The organism is Pigmentibacter sp. JX0631, from assembly GCF_029873255.1.
GTDB lineage: Bacteria > Bdellovibrionota_B > Oligoflexia > Silvanigrellales > Silvanigrellaceae > Silvanigrella.
On the sequence record NZ_CP123622.1, the window covers coordinates 139,128 to 160,598 of the forward strand.

Here is a 21,471-nt window from a genome sequence, read left to right on the forward strand (position 1 = left end):
ATTTATAATTTGTCAAGTAGCAAGTACTAAAAAATTTATTTTAACAGCTAAAATGTAAATTAAACTAAAAACAATGTTATTTTTGTGCCGTGAAATAAATTTTTCCAGAAAATTCAATTAATAGTTAAATAATAATTCCAATTCTACTAAGTTTTACCGATAATGTTTTTTAAAATTACGAAAATTATATATACTTGATAATTTTGTTACATAATTTTCTCCATGCTTCTCTTCCATTTTTAATAAAATATTCTAATTTTAGTATAATTTTAAAGATAAAAAATTTTATTTAATAAGAATCAATTGCGGACTATATGATAGGAGAAAAAAATAATAATTTTGTTGTAAATATCTATCGTTAAAACATCTAATTCCATAAAGTGAAGTCATTTAAACTATTTATTCTAAATTTCAAAATTTATTTTTGGTTTGTTTTTGTAAATTATATTTTATTTTGGTTAGTTATTTTAAGCAAAAAATTTATCAGAATGTATGTTACATAATGCTAAAATTTAATGAAAGGATTTTAGGACCAAATATTGGATATTTTATTTTTTTATTATCAATAAATGAAATTTAATTAAATAAAGAGTTGACAAATTTTAATGTTTAGAAATAACTTATCGCAATTGTTTATTTTAGCTATGATTTATTATTATAAGTTATTTTAAATAAAAAAAATATTATTTTATTACTTAAATGCGATACAAGGAATTATGGAAATATGAGCAATCTAGAAATAAATGGTCTAATTTTAGGACTTGATTTAGGAACCACTAGTATTGGTTGGTCTCTGATAAATGAAGAAGAAAAAAAAATAATTAAAATGGGTGTTAGAATTTTTGATGAAGGAGTAAATAGAGATCCATCAGGTAAAGAAAGTACCAAAAATGCACAACGAAGAGATGCAAGATCGGCTAGAAGGATGCGTGAAAGAAGATATATGCGCACCCAAAAGTTGTTTAAATTGCTGCAAAAATATGATCTTCTTCCTAAATATTCAAATGAGCAATTAAAAGAAATAGAAAATGTAACGTATACAAAACAAGCAAAAAAGAAAGAACAAAGAAGACTCCAATTATGTTTTAGAAATAAAATAATTGAAAATCTAGACAAAGAATTAATATCAAAATGGGAAAAAATATTACCACATCGTCCAGAGCTTTATAAAAAATATTCTAAATCTTTACATCTTATTTTTCCATTTTTTTTGAGAACGATAGCATTAAGCGAAAAACTAGAAAGATATGAATTAGGTAGGGCTATTTTCCATTTAAGTCATAGAAGAGGTTTTTTAAGTAATAGGAAATCTGGTAAAGGCAAAGAAGATGGTGATGTATTAAAATCAATAAATAAACTTTTTGATGACATTAATATTCATCAATATAGGACTATTGGCGAGCTATTTTCAACATTTGATCCGGAAAAAATTAGAATTAGGAAAAGATATACTTCTAGAATAATGTTTGTTGATGAGTTTAATAAAATTATTAATTCTCAAATTGAAAGATTAAATCAAGTAGTTCCAGATGAGATAGGAATTAAGTCTATTTATAAGTCTATTTTTTATCAAAGGCCATTGAAGCCTGTCAGAAAATTTATTGGATTTTGTTCTTTAGAGAAAAATAAAAGAAGAATGAAGATATCTTTCTTAAATGCACAAGAATTTAGAGTAAGACAAACGCTAAACAATATTGTAATATTTAATGATTCTCTTGAAAGACGGTTAAGTAAAGAAGAGACAGAAATTTTGTATCAATATCTTCTTGAGAACGAAAAACTAAAATTATCTTTAGCCAAAAAAATAATCAGGCTATCACCTAAAGAAAAATTTAAATATGAAGATAATGAAATTAAAGGAAATACAACTTCAGCTAATATATCAAAAATATATAAAGATTTTTTATCTTTTAATGAAAAAGACAAAGAAAAATTCGTTAACTCATTAATAAGTTTTGATAGTGAAAAGCATCTAACAACTCATTTGGTAAATAAATGGAATATTAAAGAAGAAATTGCATCAAAATTAGCAGAGATAACTTTTGAAGAAGGGTATTTGTCGTACTCTAGTCGAGCAGTGAATCGATTACTACCAATGTTAAGAGAAGGTTTAGATCTCCACAACTCGAAATTAGCAGTTGGATATAAAGAAAAATCAAATATTAATATTTTTAATTTTTTGCCATCTTATGAAACAGTTGATCCATCACTAAGAAACCCAATTGTATCTAGAGCATTATCTGAATTAAGAAAAGTGGTAAATGGCCTAATCAAAATATATGGAAAACCAAAACAAATTAGAGTAGAACTTGCAAGAGAATTAAAAAAAGGGAAAAAATATCGTGAAAATATATTAAAAGAAAATAAATCAAGAAGAAGCGATAGAGAAAAAGCTATCGCTGAAATTAATAAATTTAATCCAGCCTTAAAGGTTAGTAATAGAGATATTGAAAAGTTACTTTTATTTAATGAATGTGGCAAGCAATGTCCTTATACAGGTAGGTCTATAAGCATGGAAGACTTATTCGGAAGTAATCCTCTATATGATGTGGAACATATCATTCCATTAAGTAGATGTTTAGATGATTCTTTCTTAAATAAAACTTTATGCTTTCATTATGAAAATCGACACGTGAAAAAAAATAGAACTCCTTATGAATCTTATGGATTAAATAATCCGGAAAAATATAATGAAATTTTAAAAAGGGTTGAAAAATTTTCAGGAAAAGGAAAATATAGAAAGCTGGAATTATTCAAAAAGAAAATTTCAACTTCTGAAGAAGATTTTACAACTCAAATGCTTAATGATACCCGCTATATAACTAAATTAGCAAAAGGATTTTTAGGATTATTATATGGCGGCGAAGTAGATCCTAATCATATACTTCGAATAAGAGCGAGTACAGGTCAAGTAACATCATATTTAAGAAATATGTGGAAATTGAATTCAATTCTTTCTGAATCAAATTTTAAATCTCGGGATGATCATAGACATCATGCAATTGATGCTTTAGTTATTGCTTTAACTACTGAAAATTCAATAAAATTACTAAATATTGCTTCTAAAAATTCTTATTTAGAAGGGAAAAATAAATTTGGGAAAATAAATCAGGTTTGGGATGATCTTTATGAGCAAACTAATGAACATGTTAGTTGTATTAAAATTTCTTATAGAGTAGAAAAAAAGATAAATGGTTCACTTCATAAAGAAAGTTTTTATGGGAAAAATAAAGATAAAATTGAAAATACAGAATATTATACAATTCGAAAACCAATAAATTCGTTATCTAAAAATGAACTCAACAGTATAATAGACCCTTACATTAAAAATGCCGTCATTGAAAAATTAGATTCTAGTGGTACTAGCGATGTAAGAAAAGCTTTTGATCTGGAAAAAATTGAAACCCTGCCGTACATTGAAGTAAAGCATAATAAGCAAGAAAATAGGCCGTATGCGAAAAATAAAGGTGAAAAAATATTTATAAAAAGTGTTCGTATAAGAGTTAAATATGTAAATAATTTAGAAATTGGAAAAGGGATACAACAGAGAGCGGTTCAACCAGATGAAAATCATCATATTTCCTATTACTTATTTGAAAAGAATAATGGGACACTATGGAAGTCGGAAGTAACTTCTAGATTACAAGCTGTATTAAGAAAACAAAATAATTTACCAGTAATAAACAAAGAGGTTATGAAGGAGCATGGAGGTAAATTTTTATTTTCATTGGTTAAAGGAGATACAATAGAAGTGAGTGAAGGTGATAAAATTAAATACTGGAATGTAAAATCTATTTTGTCTGATGGACGAATTTATTATTCACCAGTAAACGATGCAAGAACGCAACAAATAAGAGAAGAAAATAATGCATACTTGAGAGTTTCAGCAAGATCGTTACAATCATTGAGATGTAGAAAGGTAATTATATCTCCAATTGGAGAAATTTATGAGTGCTCTGAATGATAAAACGAATAATTGATATATCAAGCTTGAATGTTAAATTATCTGTTTCTCACGATTTGCTTGTTATCGAATCTCAAGAAAAGGTAACAGTTCCTTTAACTAATATTGCGGCATTGATAGTTTCTTCTCCCGCTGTAATCTATACCCATGCAGTGTTAGCAAAATTATCTGAATTTGGTGCAATATTTGTATGTTGTGATAATTATCATTTGCCAATAGGTATGCTTCAGCCATTAGTTTCTCATTCAACTCAAACGCAACGTTTTGCAAAACAGATTTTGGCTACTATTCCTTTTAGAAAACAAATATGGAAGAAAATTATCACTAGAAAAATTGAGGTGCAAGCCCAATTATTAATTAGAAGAAAAAGAGAAGATTTTGGTTTATTATCATTATCAAAAAATGTGAAAAGTGGTGATGAAGGAAATTTAGAAGCACAGGCTGCAAAAATTTATTGGAAGCATATTTCTAGCAACATTGATTTTAAAAGAAATATCTACGGTGATAATGAAAATATATTACTGAATTATGGTTATGCTATTTTACGTGCAACAATAGCTAGAAACCTTTGTGCCACAGGATTAAATCCTTCTATTGGTATTTTCCATAAAAGCAAATACAATCCATTTTGTTTGGCTGATGACCTAATGGAACCATTCAGACCTTTAGTTGACAATGAAGTTTTCACAATTGTGGATGAAGGAAAATTTAATGATAAAATCCTTAATTCAGAAATAAAACATCGGATTATTTCTTTAATGTATAATAAATTTTTATTGAATAAAGAAAGTAGACAATTGCATGATATAATTTCCATATCTGCACAGAGTTTGTCTGCGGCATTTCTTACCTCTAAATCAAATTTAGTTCTGCCGAATTTATTGAAGTGAAATTAAATTTACAAAATTATTTAAGAAAATTCTTATGAAGAAAGTTAGTACACCTGGAGGTTATGCGGCAGTGTGGCTTTTTGCGCTTTTCGACATGCCCAATAACACAAAAAATGAAAGAAAAGAATATACGAAATTTAGAAAAATTTTGATTTCTTCTGGTTTTAGCATGTTGCAATATTCAGTATATGTAATCTATTTTCAAAGCGAAGATGCGAGTATTAGTACTCAAAAGCTAATAGAAGCTCGTCTTCCTAGTTGTGGTCAAGTCAGACTCCTTTTAGTTACCGACAAGCAATTTGGAAAACAAAAGGTATTTTTTGGAAAAAATGAAGCTTTGCCAGAGATTCCATTGCCTCAAATACTACTTTTTTAAAATGTAAAAAACAAACAAAACACTATGATTTTATCATAATACATAGTGTTCTAGCGTATCAAAGCGTTCATTCTAGGCAAGTCCCAGCATTTGCATATAGTTTGGAACACCAGGAATTAGCGTATCAAAGCGTTCATTCTAGGCAAGTCCCAGCTTGTCGTCGCCAATTAAAACACCTTCGACAAGCGTATCAAAGCGTTCATTCTAGGCAAGTCCCAGCGTGTTTTTTAACGACTCGCTATAAGTTTTAAGCGTATCAAAGCGTTCATTCTAGGCAAGTCCCAGCAGACCCTTGCGTATATTGCTGCTTTCATGAAGCGTATCAAAGCGTTCATTCTAGGAAAGTCCCAGCACAATGGCAATAGAAAGACCTGATGAATTAGCGTATCAAAGCGTTCATTCTAGGCAAGTCCCAGCACGGCTAAAGATCCTAATTCAGTCTTATATAGCGTATCAAAGCGTTCATTCTAGGAAAGTCCCAGCAAGCCTCCCTCGTTTAGTGCATTAATCACTAGCGTATCAAAGCGTTCATTATACAACGCAAAAAAGGAAAAGCGTATCAAAGCGTTCATTCTAGGCAAGTCCCAGCAACTCATGAGGTTTATTACGGATAGGTGTAAGCATATCAAAGCGTTCATTCTAGGCAAGTCCCAGCAAACTTTGGTTAATAAAAAGAGCAAAGAAAAGCGTATCAAAGCGTTCATTCTAGGCAAGTCCCAGCGGATTTTGTTGTAAAGCAGTCATGCAAAATAGCGTATCAAAGCGTTAATTCTAGGCAAGTCCCAGCTCATGCATAAAATTATGAACATCTGAAGACAGCGTATCTAAGCGTTTATTCTGGGCAAGTCCCAGCTTAAATCTATCAGGAAGAGAAAGTTCATTTAGTGTATAATAATTTTTATTCTGCACAAATTCTTAATATAAAGTCGTTGTAAGTATTATCGAAGTAATCATTTTATAATTTTTTTTTCGCTAGTAAATTATATAATTTGCAATCAGAATTTATCAATAAATAATTTTTAAGTAAAAAATGATTCTATAAAAAAGCTTTGTTAACTTAAATTATAATAGTTTTAATTTATCCTGGAAATTTTCCTCAATATCTTGAACCAATATGTAGATCAATTTTTAATCCAGTAACTTCACTAATCTCTGCTATTGTATCTAAAGTAATATTTGAATTCCCTTTAAGAATTTTTGATAACGTTGCTGAACTCATATGTAGTTGTTTTTTAAAATCATTAAAGCCTAGATGATTTTGTGCCATATATTGTATTAATGCTTTTGATAGAGCTTCAGTCATGTCATTTCTAGCTTTTGATCTTTTTAATGCTCGTTTATGAATATCATTTATCTCATCTTCAGAAAATAACTCTTTTTCTAAATCATCTAGTGACTGAAAACTATCAAAATCTTTTTCAGAGAAATTCATTTTTGTTGTCATGTTATACCTCATTCTTTAAACGTTTTTTAGCAAGATCAATATCTCTATCTTGGCTTTTTTTGGACCCTGCGTGCACAACTAAGCAAATTATTTGCGCCCCATTGAATCCAAAATAGATTCTAAACCCAGGCCCAGGGGAGCGTTTGTCTTTGATTTCCCATAACTCGCCCTCTAAATGTTTAAAAACCTTTGGCCTTGAGAAAGGGCCATCCGTGGCAAGATCTCGAAAGATATCTGCTAGATAGATTTGATCCTCTTTTCTAAGAGATTTCATCCATTTAGCCACTGGTTTTTCACCAAAACGATTCTGCCAAAACAAAACTTTAAAATTACTCATCCTTAAATACCCTATCGGCTTTAGTTTATTATACTAAACTACTTCACTAAAGTAAACTATTTTAATTCAAGAGTCAAAATTTTTGAACAAAATATATGTATAAAATACATTAATAAGATATTTATAAATGTTACATTGCTATTGATCCAAAACAAAAAATTCTACAGCTATACCATTACCTAAATGGATTTAGCTGTGAAACAAGATTTCTAGCTAAATGTTGAAACAATTTGCTCGATAAATTGATCTTTTTCAGTGAGCATTTCAAAATGCCTAGGGGTTCAAATTTTAATAAGTCATTTTTCCACTGAATTAATCATTAATTCTTACATCTTTTTCTGAAAAGGGTTCTTTTGGATCAACATAAATAATAGCTTCTTTATCTCTATAATCCAAAGAAAAGCAACATTAATTTTTCATCATTAAAACACCAAACTTCAAAAGAATCTTATCACCAACGTGTATTTGAATTTAATGATATAATTTTTCAGTTTCCTTTAACTTTTACATTTATTCAGTTTTCTTTATTCAAAAGTAACAACTTCAAATAAGGCCAGGATCAGAAACTCAACCTAATTTTTCATTTAAATTTAAAATGCCAGTTAAGAGTTGAGAAAAATATTGTGAAGATTGAAGAAATAGCTCCAATTTGTTAGTTAATTGTTGCTTAAAACAAAGTAACAAAGGAGCTACCAATGGATTGGCAGAACCAACTCATTACCGTTTACCTTACTTCCTGCAAATTTTTTTCTCAACTTTCTCCCTACATTTTTTTAAAAATAAGTCCTAATTCAAATCCTTCGTTTACTGATGAAGAAACCATCACAATTTACATCTTTGGAATTTTGAATGAACTTAAAAATATAAAATCAATTTTTAAATTTACAAAAAATTTCCTTAGTGAATGGTTTCCAAATTTACCTTCTTATGAAGGATTTTTATTTAGACTTAACAATCTGAATCATCTTTTTCCTGAACTTTCTAAATTCCTTTTACAGAATAAAAAGTTCAAATTAAATTCAAATACTACTAAACCTTTCGTTCTAATTGACTCTTTACCAATTATCTTGGCAAAGGGTTTTAGAGCTCACAAATGTAATACAGCAAAAGAAATTTCTTCAATTGGTTTCTGCTCTTCCAAAAATCTTTTTTATTTTGGATTGAAACTTCATCTTACTGCTTTATTTAAAAATAAACGCCTTGCTTCCCCGGTATCAATGAAAATAACACGTGCTGCAACACATGATTTAACAGCGGTTAAGAATGATCTTTTAAATTTAAATCACTCAGAACTATTTGCTGATCGAGCGTACTGCGATCAATTTACTAAACAAAAATTGGCTAAAAAAAATTCTAACTTGCATACTCCAATTAAACTTTCAAGAAGTAAAAAAACTCTCTCATACGATGAAAAAGTATATTCAAAATCTGTTAGTTCAATTAGACAATCAATTGAAATCCTATTCAACTGGCTAATTGAATCTAGTGGTATTCAAACGTAAATCATCGCACAAGCCCACATTTCAATAAAAATTAAATTTGTTAGATTAAAATAGTCATCATAATAGAAGAGAAAGGAGATGATAATGGAGAATGTAACCTTAAAAAGGAAGTTAAGTTCTTATGTATCAGATAAAGGGTATTTAAAGCATGTCCCCGATGACATATTGTTTGAAGTGTTAGTAGCATGGGAGAATTGGACAGGTTCAAGTAAGGAATTTTATGCGACTTTAGGTTTTACACATGCACAAATGGCATCTTTAATTGGTAAAGCAAAAAGGTTAAAAAGAGAAGGTCACTTTAGTGACGAAGATTTTAAACAAATAAAGATATCAACGGAACAAAATTTAAATTCAGAACATGCAACAGTAACAACATCTGTATGTGGTGCTGCAGAGTTAGTGTTACCAGGTGGTAAATTGATTCGATTTTCAAACATAGATTTTTTATTGGATTATTTAAAGAAAAGCGCATGATTAATTTTAATAGAAGAACAAAGATATATGTAAATAAGAGTCCCACGGATATGCGAGAATCGTATGATGGGTTATTTAATCGTGCAAAAAATGTTCTTCGTAAGGATCCTTTTTCGGGACATTTATTTTTATTTATAAATAAGAAAAGGTCTTCTTGTAAGTGTCTTTATTATGATGGTACTGGACTCGTAATCATATCCAAAAGGCTTGAAAAAGGGTTATTTTCAAGAATAAATCCGAGGTATAAAAAAGAAATTATTCTTACTCAAGCTGAATTTAGTTTATTTTTTGAAGGAACAGATCTAAACAAAAGATTTGTTGAAAGTCCTGCAGAAATTAGAAAATACACAACCAAATCAAATGCTTGAAATTTAATGAATTAGGTGTTATCTTGCGCGAATGGAAAAAAATCTATTCGAAAAAATTACCGCGAATGATCTTTTAAAATTCAATAGCAAACAGCTGATTGAATTCTTTGAAAATCAAAAGAAATATACTGAGAAAATATTAAATTCTCATAATGAATTTATTCAAAAACACAATCTCATCCTTGAAGAACGAGATAGCTTAAAAAAGCATAATAAAGAGTTACTGGATAAAATTGTTGAAGTTGAGGGGCAACTTGTATTACTTAGACGAAGGATATTTAGAGAAAAATCTGAAAGGATTGTAAAAGATAAAAGTACTTCAGAACCATCTGATAATATAAAGAAAAATAGTTCAAAAAAACGTGCCAATGAAATTAAAAGACTTCCTTCTGAGCGATATCCTGAAGCAGAAATAATTGAAGAACATGTAGAATTTAAGGAACTGCCTATTTGCAACTGCTGTGGTTCACAAATGCGTGATTCTGGAATGACTGAAGATAGTGAGTTTTTAACAACAGAGCCAAAAGATTACTACATAATAAAACAAAAGCGACATAAATACCGGTGTACCAAATGTCATGGAGATATTAAGACTGCTCCTACTCCTAAAAAAATAATACCAAGTTCAGTTTATAGTGACGAAATGATAGTCGATGTTGCAATGACAAAGTACTGTGATCTCATCCCTATTGAAAGATACAGTTCAATAGCAGGGCGTGAAGGCTTTGTGGATTTACCACCCAATAGTTTAATAGGTACGACACATAAACTAGCCGAATATGTTGAGCTGGCATATAATAAAGTAAAGGAAGAAATATTATCTTCAAACGTATTACATGCGGATGAAACTCCTCACCGAATGTTAGAAGGAGATGAAAAAAAGAGCTGGTATTTATGGGGATTTTCCAACAAACAAAGCTCATACTTTGAAATCAGGAATACCAGATCAGGCGATGTCGCTTCTGAGATTCTTGGCAAATCTAAGTGTGAATATTTAGTCAGTGACATTTATTCCGGTTACGTTAAATCAACAACAGAAGTAAATAAACAGCGAGAGAATAAAAATATTCCATTAATTAAAAATATTTATTGCAATGCGCATAGTCGTCGCAAATTCATGGAAGCTGAAAAATTCCCTGAAAGTAAATTCTTCATTGAACAGTATCATGAAATTTATAGGTTAGAATCAGATGGAAAAAAGGATCCTCAACTACTCCAAAAAAATAGAAATCAAATGAAAGCACTCTTTGAAGACATGAAGATAATAGGAAAAAAATTGTTACAAGGAGTTTCTGCTCAAAGTACACTAGCAATCGCTATAAACTATTTTTTAAAAAACCATGAAGGGCTTACAAGATTTATCGAAAATATTGAATTGCCCATTGATAATAATCACCAAGAAAGACAACTTAGAAGTCCTGTTATAGGAAGAAAAACTTGGTATGGAACTCATTCAAAACAAGGTGCAAAAACAGCATCTATTATGTTTACTCTTGTAGAGTCTTGTAAATTAAATGGAATAAATCCTAGAGAATATTTTTCAATGCTTGTTAAGCATATTCATGCTGGGAAAAACGTCTTTACCCCAAAAGAATTTAATAATATAGACAGCGGATAAAGAAACAATTCTTATTCATTTATCAAATTACGTAAATAAATCACTATAAATTAAGTTACTTCATTGACGTTTACTCGGCAATGTGTGAAGGTTCGACGATTTACATTCAAACGGCATCTAAAGTCCGTTCAACAAAGGGCTTGCTTGTACATGTTTTCGGAAGATTTTCTGCATGCCTTTTTAAGTACATGTTCTTTTTCTAAATACATATTCTCAACTCTTAACTGGCATTTAAAGAATATAAAATTTGACTTTAAAAAATATTCTAATGAATAACATCTTCATAAAATTTTACATTATACAACGTTACTAATTTTTGAATCAAACTCTGCTTTAAATTAACAGAAAGTACAGGAAGAATAACTACTATTTTCCAAGAACTAAATTTTTCATGGATATGTTCTATATTTTTTAAAGAATTATCTAAATTTTTTTCACTATAATAAATTAATAATATTTTATTTGTTGGCTCATCAATTACTAAATAAAAATCATTTTTTATATCATTCGTATTATTTGAAAATTTAAATTCTAAAGATAATTTTTCTAAAAATATAATATCCCAAATTAAATTCCTCCTGTGATTAGAAATTATATTATCTCGATAATTTGTACTCTTTTTTACTGCTTCGCTATAACTAAGTAATTTAAATATTTTTTGATCTACAATTTTAAAGCACTTAAAGCCTATATTATTAATATTTTTACATTTACTATTATCTTTTAATATTTTTTCTATAGCTCGTCTATTTCTTTCTACAGCTAATTCATAGATAGAATTGAATCCGAAATTAACTTTAAGTAAATGACTTTTTTCTGCATTTTGGATTGAGATAGAATTCAAATTATAATGCCCTGATGCATTCATTTTTAAAATAGAATGTAAAGTTGAGCCTGAACCGGCAAAAAAATCTAATATGTAGTCGTTTTCATTTAATTGCACTGATTTTAATAAATACTCTATTAATCCAGTAGGTTTTGGATTATTAAAAATCCCTTTTTGATTATTAAAAAGATGTTTTAATTCTTCTGATCCTTTTTCATTATAACAATCAGAATTATCCAAAAAATCATTCATAACAGATTTCTTCGATAATTCAACCTGAAGTACATTTCTTCTAAATCCATTATTTTTTGTAATGAAAATTGTTGAGTTTAAAATATTTTGATTGATTCTCCAAGGACCTTTTACTTTTATAGATTTATCTAAAACACTATTTTTTATAATCATGTCATTCAATATTTCAAAATGAATACTTCGTGTTTTGTAAATTCCAGCTTTATAAATACCATCAGGACATTTTGCAACTGTACCTTTATGAACATCCCTAATTGAATTTTTATTTCCTTCATTAAATACAGGTCTAGTTACTTCAGTATTTTTTTGATTGCCCAAAAATGGAAGTTTCGAATTTTTAGAATAAATAACAATATAGTCAAATAAATCTGACATACATTTAGATAAAAAAGTATTTTTCCTTGCAGCTCTTCTCTTTATTGTCCCACAATAATTTTCAGCTCCAAAAATTTCATCAAGCAAAATTCTTAAATTATGAATTTCGTTGTCATCAATTGAAACGAATATAATTCCATCTAAAGTCAATAAATTTTTTGCAACTTTAAGTCTTGGATATATCATACTTAACCAATTATCATGATAATTATTAACTTGACGATTTTTCATTACATCTTTAGAATTTTTAATTTTTTTATTCTTAAAATTATCGCTATAAACAAACAACTGACCTGTATTGTAAGGAGGATCAATATAAATAACTTTTATTTTATTTGAATATGCTGTTTGAAGAATTTGCAATACTTCTAAATTATCACCTTCTATAAAAAAATGTCTTGCATTATTTTCTAACACTCCACTTTCAAATTCGGGGCATAAAATTTTATTACAATTCAATTTAATATTATTTAAACATTTTTCTTTTTCATACCAAGTTAATTGATATTTATTTTTTTCTTTAATTAAAACATTAAGCAAATAAGAATAATTTATTTCCTGTTGATTTATAAAAAGGTTAGGAAATAATTCTTTTAAAATATCTTTACAACCGTTGTTCGATTCATGTATATTGATGCAAGATTCTAAATTATTTTTTAAATTTTCTTCCATCAAAAAACCTTATAATTAAATCTAATTTTTTTAGACTAAAAAGATTTTAAATCAATAACAAATCTATATTTTACATCGCTTTTAACAACTCTTTCATAGGCTTCATTTATTTTATCAGCTGAAATAACTTCAATATCTGCGGTGATATTGTGTTTTCCACAAAAATCTAACATTTCTTGCGTTTCTTTAATTCCTCCAATTAAAGATCCAGCTAACCTTCTCCTTTTAATTATCATCGAAAACATATTTAAAGTATTAGGTTTATCTGGAGCACCAACCTGCACCATTGTCCCATCTCTTTTTAATAAAAAAAGAAAATTTGTTAAATCTAAATTTGCAGACACTGTGTTAATTATAAAATCAAAAGAATTCATTTCATTTTGCATTTGGTCAGATATTGTTGAATTGATATAACCTTTTGCCCCAAATCTTTTTGCATCTTCCTTTTTATTTTCAGAATGACTAATTACAAAGACATCAGCTCCCATTGCTACTGCAATTTTAACAGCCATATGCCCAAGCCCCCTAAACCTATTACACCTACTTTATGACCTTTTGTAATTTTCCAGGTATTTAATGGAGAATAAGTAGTTATACCTGCACATAACAAAGGGGCAGCCTTATCAAGGGGAAGATTACTAGGTATTTTTAATACAAAATCTTCATTAACGACTAGTTGTTTTGCATAGCCGCCGTAAATGGGTAATCCTGTGTCACGAAATTTATCATTATAAGTTAATGTAGCCCCTTTTTCACAATACTGTTCTAAATTCTCTGCACAAGAGCTGCAATCTTTACAGGAATTAATCATACAACCAACACCAACAGTATCACCGATTTTAAATTTTTTTACAGAGGAACCGACTTTCGTTACTTTACCAGTTATTTCATGGCCTGGCACCATAGGAAATATGCCCGGACTCCATTCGTCTCGCACTTGATGAATGTCTGAGTGACAAATACCGCAATAAAACACTTCAATTTGTACATCCTCTGCTGTTAAATTACGTAACTCAAATTGAAAATGACGCAAAGGTTCTTTTGGCTTCATAGCAGCATAAGCATCAACTAAGTTCATAAATTCTCCTAGCATTGTAACTTAACAAATTCAGTTTAGTTACTATCACAAACGGAAAATTAATTCAATGATTTCAATTATTAATAAATATTTGATACTAATTCTAATAAACTCTATTGATTACTATAGTACTTAGATATTAAATTAGAAATTAATTCTTTATTACTATATACGTTTCTAATTTCGTTCCATAAACTAATTCTATGCTGCTTAGGAAATGATGATTTTTTTGAAAAAGGTATATAATATGATTTTTGTACATAAAATTTCTTATGAATTTTTAGTTGATCGGAAAGTTTCTGATATTTTTTAAGATCAAGAATATATGCAAAATGAGTAATCACACTTCCCTGCTTATCTCTTAATAGCTTTTGTAGATTTATCATATCACTTTTACTAACTTCTAAATCATTTTTAAAAATATCTTCAAGATCGGAAACTATAGAATAACCTCTTGCAACTCTTACCGGTCTGGGTAGTAACTTTACATCTCCTTTGTACTCAAAAGGATTAGACTTTAAAGTAACTACAACATATCCCGAACAGGCTATTTTAAAAAGAGAAGCGCATGGTCTGCCTTCTTTTCCTCCTGCGTCAGGAGGATAATCTAAATACTTAGCCCGTTCTTCTTTGTGTGATGCTATCAAAGCTGCATCCATTTCACCTTTTTCAAGTAAAAATAAGCAACGACTCCAAGGCATGTATTCTATTTTCAACTCAATATCTGCTTTTTTTTTCATATTACTAACAGCTTGTTTTAATATATCGATGCTTACATTTGTATTTGGCGCGCTAGGATCTTCCAGTCTTATATCATTTGCACAAATTTTTAATTCAATAGCAGAAGAGTATTGTTGAATAAAAAGACAACATATAGAGCAAAAAAATAAGAATTTTAAAAAAACAATACCTTTTGCTTTAACAAGTATATTGATCTTTTTAGTAATGTAAGTAAACATAAAAATCCAAGTTACTATATTTTCTAATAACAGACAAAATTCAATATGTATTTATAGCTATTTTCCGATACAAAATGTGGAAAATATTTTTTCTAAAACATCGTCTAATTGAATTTCACCAACAACTTCCTGTAATGACTGTCTTCCTTGATTAATCACTGAAGATATTTTTTCAGGATAATCTTTTTTATAGATTAAATCTATGCCTTCATTTAAATTTTTGACAGCAATTTCGATTTTATTTCTTTGTCTTTCAGAAATTAATGTGGGATTATTCTTTTGCCCTAAAAGACCTGTCAATTGATCGTGCAGTTCTACTAATTCAGAAGAAAGAATTTCCGTATCTAAATATGAACAAAATATACATTTTTTACTGAGAATACTTTGGAAATTATGAAATTTTTTGTCTTTTATAATTATTGAATAGCTATTTTCTATAATTTCAAGAGAATTATTCGGTATTGTATCCATTTTGCTAAACACCGGAAGAATTATTTGCTCAGAAAAAAATTCAGAACTCAAAAGAAATTCAGATAGTGATTCATCAATAAATTTATGATAGTCTTCATACTTAACATTTTCTAATGTAATAACTAGACAAATTATATCTGCTTTTGTTAAAGTCTTGATACTTCTTTCTACACCAATTTTTTCAACAGCATCTTCTGTTTCTCTAATGCCAGCTGTATCCATTAGTACAAAATCTTTATTTCGAATAATTAGCCTATCCTCTAAAACATCTCGAGTTGTTCCAGGAATGTGCGTTACTATTGCTCTTTCATATTTTAACAGAGCATTATACAAACTAGACTTCCCAGCATTAGGTTTTCCCACTAATGCTATTTTCACTCCTTCTCTCGCTCTTAAACCTGAAGAATAAGACTTTAATAAAATTTGCATTTTATTTAAAGCTTGTTTCATTAATGGCAAAAGTGATTCAGGTTGGTAATCCCCGACTTCATCAGGAGCAAAGTCAATATGAGCTTCTAAATAAGCCATAATTTCAATCAATATATTTTTTACTTCTTCTGTTTCTTTAGATAATTCTCCTCCAACAGATTCTCTAGCTAACTGAATTCCACCTAAAGTTTCAGTATGAATCAATTGATTTATACCTTCAGCCTGAATTAAATCAATTTTACTATTTAAATAAGCACGCTGAGTGAATTCTCCTGGTAAAGCATCACGCAGTCCAAGGTGCCTAAATAATCTTTGCAACAAACTGCTTATAAGAGGATTTCCATGGGAACTTATTTCAATTACATCTTCACCTGTATAACTATGCGGCGCCTTAAAATATGAAAATAATACATCATCAATAATGTTACCTTCAGTATCTTTTAGAATAAGATATTGAGTAAATGGCTTTGATTTAATTTGATCATTAATTAAAGAAGTATTTATTAATTCATTAGATTTTACTTTAAATAAATAGCCTTGAAAATATTTAAGTAAATTTATTCCTGATATTCTATGAATATGAATGGCACTTCTTGCATTAGCGGAAGAAAGAGCAAAAATAGAATCAATACTTGAGGTCAAATCATCTTTCCTTCTTTAATAAAATAAAAGCATATTTTATTATGTGAGATTTATAAATGTTTCTGATGAGTATGAGGAAGCTCATCTTGATCATCTTTCGAATTATCTATTGAAGAAACTGCGCCTACTCTTTCAGTATTTTGTTTATCTTGGATAGAGAAGTTAGAATTTCTTTTTTTTGGAATTTTCTTTTTATAGCGAGATTGATTTGAAGAATTAGGAAAATTTTTCTCTTGATTTTTAGGTAAATTATTTGCATGATTTCTTGGTTTTTTTTCAGTTGAATAAATAACCAATCTTCTTTTATCACCTGTTCCAACACTACGAGTTGCAATCCCAGCCATACCATCTAAAGCTAAGTGAATAATTCTTCTTTCCTGACTACTTTTTGAAGATAGTATTACACTTTTTCCAGTTTTTTTAACTTTTTCAGCAAGTGATTTCGCCATTCCAATGAGTCTTTCTTCTCTTTTTTCAGAAGAGTCACCTGCTTCCACCGTTATTCGGGAGGAAATATCTCCTAATTTTTTTTGCGCAATTCTTTTAAAGACATGCTCAAAAGCCAAGGATAATTTATCACTTTTACTTAGATATTTTTCAATTTCAGAGTCAACAACTTTAACAACAGCTTCATTTTCTTGCACGATTATTTCAACTTGGTCTTGTGAAATACCAAAAGCAGAGAAAAATAACTGATTATAATTTTCAAATAGTTCTTGTACACCTTCACTTTCCATATTCAAAAAAGTTCGCGGTGGGTAGTCACTTTGAGTATTCGAACTAATATTCTGTCTCTCTGTTTTTCTTTCTACCGTTTTAGGCTCAGAGAACATATGCGTTTCTTTTTTTACTTTCCCTACAGGAGACAAATTATTTTTAGTTGTGTTACTTTTTCCTAAAGTTTGCCTTACAACTTCACGGGCGGCAGCTTGTAAATCTTGTTTTACTGTTTCAACCCAAGCTTCAATTTTCACAGATCGCGAAAACAATCGAGATAATATTCCGCCAGTAGGTTGTTGGATTACATTATAACAAAGCAAATCTTTATCAGTAGAAAAGGCTCTTGCTGCTTCAGATAAAGCATCGTCAAGAGTTTTTCCAGTAAATTGCCTTTTATCCATGAATACTCCATTTTTAAAAAAGTTTAAACAGCTACTGCAATGCCTTAGCTGTTTTCAGAATCTAAAGGTAGACTCCTAATTATAGATTACTTTATTTTTCATGAACGTTCTTATACCGATGTGTCAGGAACGCCTGCCTAATCATAGAAATAATAGTATTTGTTATCACGTAAAGTGCCAACCCTGATGGATAAAAAACCATAAAGATGGAAAATACCAAAGGTAATATTTTCATCATTTTTGCTTGAGTTGGATCCATGGAAGGCATTGGAATCATCTTCTGATAACCAAGCATCAAAACTGCCATTAAGATTGGTAATATGAAATATGGATCGTGTTGAGTAAGATCTTTTATCCAAAAAAAGAATGGTGATTGACGCAAATCAAATGTGTGTCTTAAACAGGAGTCTAAAGCAAAAAACACGGGTATTTGAGGTAACAAAGGAAGGCATCCGCTTAAAGGATTAACTCCGCTTTTTGACATTAACGCCATCGTTTCTCTTTGCAGAGCCTGTTTATCTTCTTTATATTTTTCTTGAAGAGCCTTCATTTGGGGTTGAATTTTCTGCATTTTTTGCCCAGATAAATAACCTTTAATTTGCAGAGGTAAAAAGACTATATTAATTAATATCGTTAAAAGAATGATTGCCACACCCCAGTTATTTACTAAACCATGAATAAAAAATACGATGTGGTACATAGGACGAGCTATAATTTTGAAAAATCCATAATCAATAGTTTCACTTAAATGATATTGATCAAAGTCTTTTAAAATTGTTTCTTTTTTAGGGCCAATATAAAGTTTATAATTCAAGGCTACAGATTGACCTGGCGCAAGATTTACAGGTTGTTTTACCCATGCTTCATAAACAGTTTGATCATAAGGAAGACCTACCGCTTTACTTAAATTAAATCCAGTTCTTACTACCTCAAAAGCAATTGGTGATTGATTTTGCGGGATAACTGCATTCATCCAATACAAAGAATCGACAGTGAACCATGAAAAAAAGCTGCCAGACTCGCTCAATAAAAGTTTTTGACCTGCAGATTCTTCGAATTGAGTCATCTCTCTTTTTACTGTTCCATCAGGCAAACGGACTGCAGCTGAATGATACTGAGGCATAACTGAAGATAAAAAGCCTCCATTATTTTTATTATCTGACGTTGCTCCAATTTCAAAGTCAACACTTGTACTTTGTGCATTTTGGGCAATATTTTTAACAACTACTTGCATTTCACCAGAATAATTAACATCAGCAAATTTAAATATACGGGTAATTTCTAAACCATTTACAGTTTGTACAATTTGCAAATCTCCTTGGGAATTTTTAGAAATTCCAGCAGGTACTTTACGTAAGTCGAATGATCCCACTCGAAATCCAAAAGCTTTACAAATATTATAATTTTCTATGACAGAAACAGGAGTAGAATCATTATAAGCTAATTTTTCACCAGTTAAAATGTTACTTCCTAAACATCCTCCTACAGAAGTAAATTCAAAAGTAGCATATGATTTCTTGATGATGAGATCGCTTGGATTTGCTACCGGTAAAACAGCAGATGCATTTTCTATGCTTGTTTTTGGAGTTTCTGCGGGTACTGTGGGAATAACACTTTGAGAAGGAATTGTTGTTCCCTGTGCTGCTATATTTGGATCAGAATTTTTTGCTTGGGCTGCCTGTATATTTTTCTGATGCGCATCGATTTCTTGTTGCTGTTTTTGGACATAGTACTGGTTAATAGCAATATATCCGCCAATTAACAAAAATAAACCTAACATAAAACCAATTGATTCTTTTTTCACTTCCAAATCCCATTCTAAATTTAGTTAAAACATTAAGGCAAATCAACTCCGCCTTTATGAAAAGGATGGCATTTACAAATACGAACAGTTGTTTTGCCCAATCCTTTAACAGCACCATACTTCTGAAATACCTCAAGACTGTATTGTGAACAGCTCGGATAAAACCGACAATGTGATCCAAGTGCTGGAGAAATACACTTCTTATAAAACTTGATCAACAGCACAAAAAATAAAGTCGCATAATCATTTAAAATTTTTAAACTTCTATTTCCTTTCAAACCCTTTTTCTTTCTCTTTTAGCGATTTTTGAAGTATCAATGAAATTTCTTCTAATAACTGCTCCCAAGTTACTGATAGCACACTTCTGTTTGCCATAAATACAATATCCAAGGCAATCTCAGAAGGTAAATCAAATGTTTTTAATACAGAGAACAAAGCATGGCGAATCCTTCTTCTTGCTTTGTTCCGTTTTACAGCCCTTTTATGCACACCCTTTTTAGATGAAATAATTGCATATTTCAAGACACTGCTATCTATAAGGGAATTATTGACTTGAAAATAGAACAGAAAATAATTTGTTTTGATTTTTCTCGCTTTTTCAAAGAAGAGAGAAAAATTTTCTATTTTCTCAATAAGAAAATTTGTTTGATTTTGCATTATTAAGTGTCGTCCTTTTTGGCACTAAACTAACCACTCTAAAGGAATACTAGTTATGCTCTAAATACAGTCAGAATCTAGGGCAAAGGGAAAATATGCTCATAAATGTAGATAATCCAGTGCTTAACAATATTTACATCAAGATCATAAGGGTTATATTACTGTCCTTAGCTTTTGCAACATTTATAAATTCAAATTTTACTTACTCACAAACTACAAATTCCCCCCCTGGGATAGGTAAAATAGCAAATATTATTGGAAAAATAGATATAATTAGAAATGGAAAGAACATTCCCGGAGAAAAAGACTCCATTTTGTATGAAACCGATGAGGTTCAAACTTATGAAAAGACTGCTGTAAAACTACTGTTTAATGATGGCAGCAATATAATGGCTTTTCAAAATGCGCACTTAAAACTTATTGAATACAAAATAAAACAAAAAGCTGAAGCGGTTAATGATGTCAAATCAGCAATTGATGTTGTGAAAGGAAAAGTCCGCTTTTTTGTAAAACCTCAAGAAAGTGAGAATGAGACAGGTAAAGTAGACGCAAAATTTAAAACATCAAACTCAGTTATGGGAATTAGGGGAACAAGTGGTTTTATCGATGCATCTATTCCTGGAAACACTCAAGTTATCGTAACTACTGGAACTGTTCAAGTAACAAGTTTAGCTGATCCAAGTAAATCAGTCGTTGTTGCATCTAATTTGTATACTGAAATAGTAGGAAATAAAGCTCCGACATTACCCAAAGCTATTCCACCAGCTGTTCTCAACAAATTAAATTCAGATGCAAAAGCTTTGGATCCAAACTTTAGATTAGACGATAAAAGAAATAATAATACTCCTGGTAAGGAGTCTGGTTCTACCAACACCCCTGGCAATAAAGTTGGCAGTGATAAAAGTGCAAATGCTTCTCCTGAAATTAACAGTGGGGTAACAGAACAAAGAAAAATAGTATTTAACCCAGATGGAACAAGTTCTGTTGTTAGTACAAATAGTGCTTTAAACGATTTACTAGTTGCTCAAGGCAATAACTCTTTACGCCCCAAAAGTTATGCTGATTATGACCCTATTAAAAATTCTCTCCAACAGATATCTGAAATAACTAATCAATTAAATCGTCAAATAAGTCAAATTATTCAAACAAATACTGGATACTTAGTGAATAAAAACATAACTATAAATGTAAATAGTCCGAGTACACCATAAT

General features: G+C 29.8%; 17 protein-coding genes, 1 pseudogene and 2 CRISPR repeat arrays. Of the genes and pseudogenes, 8 read left to right on the plus strand and 10 right to left on the minus strand.

Annotation, left to right across the window (positions count from 1 at the left end; translation table 11 throughout):
• The first annotated feature begins 724 nt into the window (after positions 1-724).
• Genes cas9 through cas2 form a run of 3 tightly spaced genes read left to right on the plus strand, consistent with a single transcriptional unit; the run spans position 725 to position 5,230 of the window.
• Entirely contained in the window at positions 725-3,964 is a 3,240-nt protein-coding gene (gene cas9 / locus QEJ31_RS00525; protein ID WP_280591782.1) for a type II CRISPR RNA-guided endonuclease Cas9, read from the plus strand.
• Complete coding sequence (gene cas1 / locus QEJ31_RS00530; RefSeq protein WP_280591784.1) at positions 3,961-4,854, plus strand: type II CRISPR-associated endonuclease Cas1; 894 nt, start codon at positions 3,961-3,963, stop codon at positions 4,852-4,854. Before cas9 ends, cas1 begins: the two co-directional genes overlap by 4 nt.
• 34 nt (positions 4,855-4,888) lie before the next feature.
• Positions 4,889-5,230 (plus strand): CRISPR-associated endonuclease Cas2, encoded by a 342-nt coding sequence (gene cas2, locus QEJ31_RS00535; RefSeq protein WP_280591785.1) that lies wholly within the window; start codon positions 4,889-4,891, stop codon positions 5,228-5,230.
• A 52-nt stretch (positions 5,231-5,282) separates the two neighbouring features.
• Positions 5,283-5,768: direct repeats of the CRISPR family, unit length 25 nt; unit sequence AGCGTATCAAAGCGTTCATTCTAGG.
• Positions 5,769-5,782: 14 nt separating this feature from the next.
• Positions 5,783-6,083: direct repeats of the CRISPR family, unit length 32 nt; unit sequence TATCAAAGCGTTCATTCTAGGCAAGTCCCAGC.
• A gap of 243 nt (positions 6,084-6,326) precedes the next feature.
• Here cas2 and QEJ31_RS00540 read toward each other — a convergent pair.
• Positions 6,327-6,674 carry a helix-turn-helix domain-containing protein gene (locus QEJ31_RS00540; RefSeq protein ID WP_280591786.1) on the minus strand — a complete coding sequence of 116 codons (348 nt, stop codon included), beginning with the start codon at positions 6,672-6,674 and terminating at the stop codon, positions 6,327-6,329.
• Position 6,675: 1 nt separating this feature from the next.
• Positions 6,676-7,011 (minus strand): type II toxin-antitoxin system RelE/ParE family toxin, encoded by a 336-nt coding sequence (locus QEJ31_RS00545; protein WP_280591787.1) that lies wholly within the window; start codon positions 7,009-7,011, stop codon positions 6,676-6,678.
• A 695-nt stretch (positions 7,012-7,706) separates the two neighbouring features.
• Between QEJ31_RS00545 and QEJ31_RS00550 the strand changes: the two genes are divergently transcribed.
• From QEJ31_RS00550 to QEJ31_RS00565, 4 genes are all read left to right on the plus strand, one after another.
• Positions 7,707-8,513, plus strand: coding sequence for a transposase (locus QEJ31_RS00550; RefSeq protein ID WP_280591789.1), 807 nt, complete (start codon positions 7,707-7,709; stop codon positions 8,511-8,513).
• Between the two features lie 84 nt (positions 8,514-8,597).
• Positions 8,598-8,987, plus strand: a complete 390-nt coding sequence (locus tag QEJ31_RS00555) for a hypothetical protein (RefSeq protein WP_280590086.1) — start codon at positions 8,598-8,600, stop codon at positions 8,985-8,987.
• Entirely contained in the window at positions 8,984-9,355 is a 372-nt protein-coding gene (gene tnpB, locus QEJ31_RS00560) for an IS66 family insertion sequence element accessory protein TnpB (RefSeq protein WP_280591791.1), read from the plus strand. Before QEJ31_RS00555 ends, tnpB begins: the two co-directional genes overlap by 4 nt.
• Before the next feature lie 31 nt (positions 9,356-9,386).
• The gene (locus tag QEJ31_RS00565; RefSeq protein ID WP_280590084.1) at positions 9,387-10,973 is read left to right on the plus strand and encodes an IS66 family transposase; all 1,587 of its coding nucleotides are present in this window, start codon (positions 9,387-9,389) and stop codon (positions 10,971-10,973) included.
• Between the two features lie 265 nt (positions 10,974-11,238).
• Here QEJ31_RS00565 and QEJ31_RS00570 read toward each other — a convergent pair whose 3' ends face one another.
• From QEJ31_RS00570 to QEJ31_RS00610, 8 genes and pseudogenes are all read right to left on the minus strand, one after another.
• Complete coding sequence (locus tag QEJ31_RS00570) at positions 11,239-13,098, minus strand: site-specific DNA-methyltransferase (RefSeq protein ID WP_280591793.1); 1,860 nt, start codon at positions 13,096-13,098, stop codon at positions 11,239-11,241.
• Between the two features lie 35 nt (positions 13,099-13,133).
• Positions 13,134-14,176 (minus strand): annotated as a pseudogene (locus tag QEJ31_RS15735) (NAD(P)-dependent alcohol dehydrogenase).
• 113 nt (positions 14,177-14,289) lie between these two features.
• Entirely contained in the window at positions 14,290-15,135 is an 846-nt protein-coding gene (locus tag QEJ31_RS00585) for a hypothetical protein (RefSeq protein ID WP_280591799.1), read from the minus strand.
• A gap of 57 nt (positions 15,136-15,192) precedes the next feature.
• A complete protein-coding gene (gene mnmE / locus QEJ31_RS00590; protein ID WP_280591801.1) occupies positions 15,193-16,677 on the minus strand; it encodes a tRNA uridine-5-carboxymethylaminomethyl(34) synthesis GTPase MnmE in 1,485 nt (494 codons plus the stop codon).
• A 50-nt stretch (positions 16,678-16,727) separates the two neighbouring features.
• Positions 16,728-17,798, minus strand: a complete 1,071-nt coding sequence (locus QEJ31_RS00595) for a R3H domain-containing nucleic acid-binding protein (RefSeq protein WP_280591803.1) — start codon at positions 17,796-17,798, stop codon at positions 16,728-16,730.
• Positions 17,799-17,889: 91 nt separating this feature from the next.
• The gene (gene yidC, locus QEJ31_RS00600) at positions 17,890-19,602 is read right to left on the minus strand and encodes a membrane protein insertase YidC (RefSeq protein WP_280591805.1); all 1,713 of its coding nucleotides are present in this window, start codon (positions 19,600-19,602) and stop codon (positions 17,890-17,892) included.
• 32 nt (positions 19,603-19,634) lie between these two features.
• Positions 19,635-19,856 carry a membrane protein insertion efficiency factor YidD gene (gene yidD, locus QEJ31_RS00605; RefSeq protein ID WP_348524547.1) on the minus strand — a complete coding sequence of 74 codons (222 nt, stop codon included), beginning with the start codon at positions 19,854-19,856 and terminating at the stop codon, positions 19,635-19,637.
• Positions 19,857-19,866: 10 nt separating this feature from the next.
• On the minus strand, positions 19,867-20,259 hold the full coding sequence (locus QEJ31_RS00610; protein ID WP_280591807.1) for a ribonuclease P protein component: 393 nt from the start codon (positions 20,257-20,259) through the stop codon (positions 19,867-19,869).
• Between the two features lie 95 nt (positions 20,260-20,354).
• Between QEJ31_RS00610 and QEJ31_RS00615 the strand changes: the two genes are divergently transcribed.
• The gene (locus QEJ31_RS00615; RefSeq protein WP_280591809.1) at positions 20,355-21,470 is read left to right on the plus strand and encodes a FecR domain-containing protein; all 1,116 of its coding nucleotides are present in this window, start codon (positions 20,355-20,357) and stop codon (positions 21,468-21,470) included.
• Position 21,471 lies beyond the last annotated feature (1 nt).